The sequence below is a fragment of the Mesorhizobium sp. M0047 genome, from assembly GCF_040323315.1.
GTDB lineage: Bacteria > Pseudomonadota > Alphaproteobacteria > Rhizobiales > Rhizobiaceae > Mesorhizobium.
Map to the genome: position 1 here is coordinate 23,246 of NZ_JAMYUW010000059.1, position 7,720 is coordinate 30,965.

The following is a 7,720-nucleotide window of genomic DNA, read 5'->3' on the forward strand; positions in this document are numbered from 1 at the left end:
AAAAAAGCCCGGCTTTGCGCCGGGCTTTCGCTCTATTTTGCCGTCAAACGGCTCAGGCGGACTTCTTCTTGTCGTCGTCCTCGTCGATTTCCTCGAAATCGGCATCGACCACGTCACTGTCCTTGGCGGCGTCCGCCTTGGCGTCGGCTTCCGCCGCTTCCTTCTGCGAAGCCTCGTACATGGCCTGGCCAAGCTTCATCGAAGCCTCGGCAAGCGCCTGCGACTTGGCCTCGATGTCGGCCGCGTCGGCGCCCTCCGTGGCGGTCTTCAGCGCCGCGATGGCGTCGGAGATCGCCGTGCGGTCGGCTTCCGAGACCTTGTCGCCATATTCCTTCAGCGACTTCTCGGACGAATGCAGCAGCGCTTCGGCCTGGTTGCGGGCTTCGACCAGAGCACGCCGCTTCTTGTCGGTCTCGGCATTGGCCTCGGCGTCCTTGACCATCTTCTCGATGTCTGCGTCCGAAAGACCACCCGATGCCTGGATGCGGATCTGGTGCTCCTTGCCGGTGCCCTTGTCCTTGGCCGAGACGTTGACGATGCCGTTGGCGTCGATGTCGAAGGTGACCTCGATCTGCGGCACGCCGCGCGGCGCCGGCGGGATGCCGACCAGGTCGAACTGGCCGAGCGCCTTGTTGTCGGCGGCCATTTCGCGCTCACCCTGGAAGACGCGGATGGTCACGGCCGATTGACTGTCCTCGGCCGTCGAGAACACCTGGCTCTTCTTGGTCGGGATCGTCGTGTTGCGCTCGATCAGGCGGGTGAACACGCCACCGAGCGTCTCGATGCCGAGCGACAGCGGCGTCACGTCAAGCAAAAGCACGTCCTTGACGTCACCCTGCAGCACGCCTGCCTGGATGGCGGCGCCCAGAGCGACGACCTCATCCGGGTTGACGCCCTTGTGCGGCTCCTTGCCGAAGAACTGCTTCACGATCTCCTGGATCTTGGGCATGCGGGTCATGCCGCCGACCAGAACGACCTCGTCGATCTCGCCGGCCTTTAGGCCGGCATCCTTGAGCGCCGCCTTGCAAGGGGCAATCGTGCGCTGGACCAGGTCATCGACCAGCTGCTCGAACTTGGCGCGCGTCAGCTTCAGCGTCAGGTGCTTCGGCCCGGTCGCGTCGGCAGTGATGAAGGGCAGGTTGATTTCGGTCTGCGTTGTCGACGACAGCTCGATCTTGGCCTTTTCAGCCGCCTCCTTGAGGCGCTGCAGGGCGAGCTTGTCGTTCTTCAGGTCGATGCCCTGTTCCTTCTTGAACTCAGTCGCCAGGTACTCGACCAGGCGCATGTCGAAATCCTCGCCGCCCAGGAAGGTGTCGCCATTGGTCGACTTGACCTCGAACACGCCGTCGCCGATTTCGAGCACCGAAATGTCGAACGTGCCGCCGCCAAGGTCATAGACGGCAATGGTCTTGCCTTCCTTCTTGTCGAGGCCATAGGCAAGTGCCGCAGCCGTCGGCTCATTGATGATGCGCAGCACTTCGAGGCCGGCGATCTTGCCGGCGTCCTTGGTTGCCTGGCGCTGGGCGTCGTTGAAATAGGCCGGAACGGTGATGACCGCCTTCTCGACCTTCTCGCCGAGATAGGCTTCCGCCGTTTCCTTCATCTTCTGCAGGATCATGGCCGAAATCTGCGAGGGCGACTGCTTCTTGCCGCCGGCCTCGACCCAGGCATCGCCATTGTCGCCCTTGATGATCTTGTAAGGGACAAGCTTCTTGTCCTTTTCCGTCACCGGATCGTCATAGCGGCGACCGATCAGGCGCTTGACCGCGAAGATGGTGTTTTCAGGATTGGTGACCGCCTGGCGCTTGGCCGGCTGGCCGACGAGACGTTCGTCGTCGCCGCTGATGGCGACGATGGAAGGCGTCGTGCGCGCCCCTTCCGCATTCTCGATTACCTTAGGCTCTTTGCCATCCATGATGGCGATACAGGAATTGGTGGTGCCAAGATCGATACCGATTACTTTTGCCATTTTTCTAGTCTCTCCGCTAAGCAGGCTCTCAGGACCCGTACAGGCATTCCGACGAAAGCCCCTGTTCACAAGAAATTCCGTTCCGGCAACCGGCATTCCGGCACCGAACGGCTTGGCGCGTATATAAGAACAGGCTGCAGCGCGCGCAAGCATTCTGCGCAAGGCTTCCATGAACCTTTCCACTTCCGCCTGCGACTGATCTCCAGGTGCCGCATCGTGCGGCCCGGAAAGGAAGCCCCATGACCAATAACCCAGAGGCACCACGGTCTTCGGGAACAACAGGAGCTCGGCGCGGCCACCGCCTTCGGGACGGGGTCGATGCGCTGGGTTTTCCGCTGGTTCCGTTGACCCTGCGTAAGAGCAGGCGTATCGTGACAATGAGGAAAGCAGACAATTCGATCGGGGAAAAACGAGCCGGACCGCCGCGCCTTGCCCTGATTTGCGCGGCCCAACCGGACATTTCTCCCGTCGACTACGGGGGGAATGTCATGTCTCGCATCCGCGGCTCGTTCGTGTCGTCTCTCGATGGACATTTGCGCAGTATCGCGCACGCAAGCAGCGGATTGCTGACGCTGGCGCTAAGCGCCGGTCTGTGGCTGGGCGCTGCCCAGGCGCAGGAAACCCAGATCATCTACCCCGGTTCCATGGCAGTGACCGGATTTTCCGGCACCATCATTCCCAATCTCGACGAGGGCCTGCCGCCAGGCGTCGATCCGGTCGACGAAACCTTCATCGACGCCACGCGCGCAACCTTGCGCGTGTTCGACGTCTCGCATCTGGGCGGGCCAGCCGCCGGCCAGCTCGTCAATACGCCGCCGCCTTTCGAGGTGACGGCAGAGCAGATCGGCCAGGTGTTCGGCGTCACCTATGACGACGGCGTGCGCGACGGCGTTCCATCAGGCATTCCAAACCTCTATGCCGCCGCCACCTCGTTGCACGGCATCCGCATCGTCACGCCCGATACCGACGATGATGGCAGGCCTGAGCGGCAGCGCCGCGGCGCGGCCGGCGCCATCTTCATGGATGGCCAGTTCGGCACCGAAAACGGCGGCGGACCGGGCACCATCTGGAAGATCGACGGCATCACCGGCCAGGTCTCCAAGTTTGCCGACATCGACACCAACAGCGGTCCCGGCATCGGCAATCTTACCTTCGATCCCAGCCATCGCCAGCTCTTCGCTTCCGATCTCGATACCGGACTGATCCACCGCATCGATGCCGCCGGCGCGCTGATCGACAGCTTTGACCATGGCGTTGCCGGGCGTCCGGCGCATGGGCTGGCTCCCGTCGCCGACGATGGCTCGGTGATGGACATACAGGGCGCGGCCTTCGACAGCGAAGACCCCGACAGCTGGGGCTATACCCAGGACGAGCGCCGCATCTGGGCCGTTTCCTATCATGGCGGCCGGCTCTACTATTCGGTCGGCGAACAGTCGGAAATCTGGTCGGTGGGCATTGCCCGCGACGGCACTTTTGCCGGCGATCCGCGCTGGGAACTGACGGTCAAGGCCGACAAGGACTACGCCGTCACCGACATTGCCTTCGACAACAGCGGCTTCATGTACCTGGCCCAGCGCGGCCCGGTCGAGAACCGCTACGACTACAGCCAGTTCGCCGATTCCGGCAAAGGCGAGGTCATCCGCTACTTCAGAGAGAACCCGGACGATCCGGAAACGGAATCGGTCTGGGTCGAAGTGCCGCAGGAATACGCGGTCGGTTTCCCACAGGGCAACAGGCAGTCGGCCGGCGGTCTCGACCTGCAATATGGCTATGACGCCGACGGCAATCTCGACACTTCGGTCTGCACGCAGACGCTGGTCAACACCGGCGACAAATTGCGCGACAATCCGACTCTCGCCGAGCAGCTCGCCGCCGGCGGGCCGTTCGCCGTGCATGGCGTGCAGATCACGCCCAAGGAGCTGGTCAAGCCGGCCAACGTGCCGCCCTTCGGCTCCTGGTTCGTCGACTTCGACAGCTATTTCGACGACCCGGAGGTCGAGGGCCATGTCGGCGACGTCGCCGTTTGGCATCCCTGCGAAGGCCGCGCCGGCTATTATGAGGAAATTCCGGGCGGTTATCTGCCGCCCTTCTATCCGCCGGACTTCCCACCGCCCGGCAATCTGCCTCCATGTCTCGATGTCGACGACGTCCAGTACTATTGCACGCCCTCCGGCCTCGAGGCCGATCTCTATCTCCATGACCATGCCGGCTTCGGCGGCGATTCGATCAAGGCCCAGTCCAGGACGCCAGGTGTCGGGGTAACCACCCGGCAGTCGCATGCGCCCGGCAAGCCCTACACGATCGACATCACCGGCCACTATCCGGGCGACACAGTCGATGTCGGGCTCTGCTTCTACAGGAAGTCCGACAAGGACAAGGGCGGCTACTACCCTTGCTGCAAGATGACTTTGCCGCTCAGAACCCCAGCCGTCAGCTGCGAACGTTGAGGAGGGGAAGATGAAAAATCTCGCACTCTCCCCGTTCGCCCAGAGCAGCCAATTAACCGGCACTCAAACAACCGTCATGGAGACGATCATGAAACCCCTGTCATACGCCAGGCGCGGCACGCGCTGGCTGATGGCGGCCGGTATCGCGGTCGCCATGCTGGCCCCGGTGCAAGGCTTTGCGGAAGACGCCGCCCCGATCACCCCGGAGCTGAAGCTCGATCTCGACAGTTCGCGCGTCATCAATCCGAGGCCCGACCGGGTCTTACCCTTCTTCACCAAGAAAGGCACTCAACGGGGCTGCGACTATGTCGTCTATTCGCTGAGCTTCGGCCTGCGCGGCGATCCGCGGGGCCTTGCCGACCCGAGCCTGGAGGCCAGGCTGAAGAAAGTCCGGGTCGATTTCAAGGACCAGCTTCCACACGGCCTTGAGATCGTCAACGTCGATGTGTCCGGCGACGGCACGGATGCGTCCGGCGGACCGCTGCCGGGGGCGACGATCAGCACGTCGGCAAATCCGAACGATACGGCTGTTGTTTCCGATTTCCGCATCTCTACTTCCGATCTCGACGGCGTCGGGGCTCCCAACGAGCGCGTCATCAACTTCAAGATCACGGCCAAGATCGATCATGCGGCATTTCCCGCGCCGACGATCGTCGACAACCAGGGCATGATCAAGTTGACCGCCGGACCAGGCACCGGGACCATTATCCCGTCGCAGGATCCGGGCAAGCCCGACGACGGCGACTTCAAGACCGGCGAAAAGACCTCGATCAAGATCGATGTCAGCAAGTGCAATCCGCCACCACCGCCTCCCGGCAAGGAGTGCTTCAAGGTGGAGCGCGGCACGGTCGACTGCGTGCCCGGCGGCGGCGCCTTCATCTACCACATGCCGGTCGGCCCGGAGATGGGCGGCAAATGGGTGCAGGTGTCGACGACCACGCCCGGCATCACCATCATCCCCGACACGCAGCTGGTGCCGGCGGGCGGCGGTGTGCTCAACTGGAAGATCGTCGGCGCATCGCCCGGTGACGTCATCCACCTCGTCGTCACCGGCATCGAAACCTATGCCGGTCCGAAGGAAGGCTGGGGCCTGTGCTGCACGCAGACGATCGACATCGTCATCCCGCGTGACCAGAGATGCCCGCCCAAGGACAAGGAACCGGATCTCAAGGTCGAGAAACGCGCCGACGTGTCGCGTTGCACGATGGGCGGCGGCTGCGACTTCACCATCAGGGTCACCAATGTCGGCACCGGTGCCTACCACGGCAAGATCGTGCTCGACGAAGTGACGCTGCCGGCCGGCTCGACGCTCGATTCAGGCCCCAATCCGCCCTGGGTCTGCGTGCCCGGCACCACCCCGATGACGTGCACCTATCCGGTGACCACGCTCAATCCGGGAGCCTCGGTCGACCTCAAGCTCGGCTTCAAGCCGGCCGGGGGCTGGCAAGGCGGCGCCTTGCGCAACTGCGCCACCTATAATTATGGGGCCAGCGGCAAGCCGCTTTTCGGCAGCCAGTCGAACGATCGCGGCTGTGCCTCGATCCCGATCTGCCGGCGTGGCGATCGTGACCGCGACTGCCGGCCGCCGGTCGAAAAGAAGGTCGACCTGATCCTGAAGAAGCGCGCCCGCATCCCGGTCTGCACGGCCGACGGCATCTGCTACTTCGTGATCGACATCATCAACAACGGCACATCGACCTATAACGGGCCGCTGACGGTGATCGACAGCTATCCGTCCGGTGCACCGTCCTCCTCGACCTTCGGCCCGAGCCCACCCTGGACATGCGGACCAAATGGCCCCGGCCAGTTCCGCTGTGACAATGCGGGGATCTCGCTGCCTCCGGGCGCCTCGACACCGATTGTCGTCAAGGCGGTCATGCCCGCCGGCTACCAGTCGGACACGGTCGAGAACTGCGCGGTGGTGAAGGCCATCCCCGGTGAGGTCGACCTCACCAACAACAAGGCTTGCGCCAAGGAACGCTTCGGTCATCCCAATGGCGGCAAGCCGGCCCTGCGCATCACCAAGGTGTGCAACGCCTCGCTCGCCGGTGCCGCGGTCGTCTCTTGCCGCATCACTGTCATCAGCCTTGGCACCGCTGCCCCCACCGGCCCGGTGCGGGTCAACGATGCCGCCACGCTGCTGGCTGGCGGCGCGCCCGTCCAGATCCAGTCCGTCACTCCTGACGGCGCGGAATGGGCGTGCGGACCGGTTCCGGCCAATGCGCTGTCGTGCCAGATCCCCGGTGCCGTGATGACACCTGGAACCAGCCGCCACTTCGACGTGACGGTTTCGGCGAACGGCGCGTTCGAGAACTGCGCGCGCGGCTCGTATGGTCCGGCGCCGGGCGACGACATCGTCTATCCGATCGGCCAGGCCTGCGCCAAGGGCGGCGGCTCTTCGACCATCCGCGTCGAAAAGACCGGCGACCGCGAATGCAAGCTCGGCCAACCCTGCTCGTTCGAGATCACCATCACGAACGACGGCACAAGCCCCTTCTCCGGGCCGGTCCGCATCGGTGATGCGATCGGCGTGGAGGGTCTCGGCAGGCTGGAAGGGGTTGAGATCACTTCGATCGATCCGCCCTTCGGCTGCTCGCCGGAACCGACAAGCTTGCCGCTGTCCTGCATTGCCAACCTGACGCTCGGCGCAGGCGAAAGCCAAATGCACCATGTCACCGTGGTCATTCCCGACGACGGCCGCCTGGCCAATCTGCAGGGCAACGTCAGCGGCCAGAACTGCGTTGGCGTCCTGTCTCCCGACACACGGGTGCAGGGCGGTGGCGACGTGCTTTCCGGCGATCAGACCAACATCCAGGGCGATCGCGGCAAAGCCTATGCCTGCCATCCCTTCTCCATCAGCCACGAGACGAAGAAGGAATGCTCGGCAGGCTTCGTCCTGAACGGCGCCGGCCGGTGCGTCTGCCCGCCCGGTACGACGTTCCGCAACGGCCAGTGTTCGCCGGGTGGCGGTATCGTGCCGAAGCCGGAGCCGAAGCGCTGCGTGCTGCTCGAAGGCCAGATCCGCACCGAGGACGGACGCTGCGTCTGTCCACGCGGAACCGGGCTTGAGAACGGCAAATGCGTCAGGACCGACAAGCCCGAGCAGTGCGTGATCCGTGGCCAGGTCCACAATGCCGATGGCGATTGCGTCTGCCCCAAGGGTACGGAAGTCAGGGACAACGCCTGCCGTCCGATCCGGCCGAAGCCCGAGCAGTGCACGATCCGTGGCCAGGTCCACAATGCCGATGGCGATTGCGTCTGCCCCAAGGGTACGGAAGTCAGGGACAACGCCTGCCGTCCGATC

General features: G+C 63.9%; 3 protein-coding genes. 2 read left to right on the forward strand and 1 reads right to left on the reverse strand.

Going from position 1 to position 7,720, the window contains the following annotated elements:
• Nucleotides 1-52 precede the first annotated feature (52 nt).
• Entirely contained in the window at nucleotides 53-1,969 is a 1,917-nt protein-coding gene (gene dnaK / locus NKJ89_RS33050) for a molecular chaperone DnaK (protein ID WP_352608668.1), read from the reverse strand.
• A gap of 488 nt (nucleotides 1,970-2,457) precedes the next feature.
• On the opposite strand from dnaK, the gene NKJ89_RS33055 reads away from it, so the two are divergent.
• Both NKJ89_RS33055 and NKJ89_RS33060 read left to right on the forward strand, forming a co-directional pair.
• Nucleotides 2,458-4,416 (forward strand): NHL repeat-containing protein, encoded by a 1,959-nt coding sequence (locus NKJ89_RS33055; protein ID WP_352608669.1) that lies wholly within the window; start codon nucleotides 2,458-2,460, stop codon nucleotides 4,414-4,416.
• Nucleotides 4,417-4,426: 10 nt separating this feature from the next.
• Nucleotides 4,427-7,720 (forward strand): DUF7929 domain-containing protein (locus NKJ89_RS33060; RefSeq protein ID WP_352608670.1); only part of this gene is annotated, 3,294 nt, incomplete at its 3' end.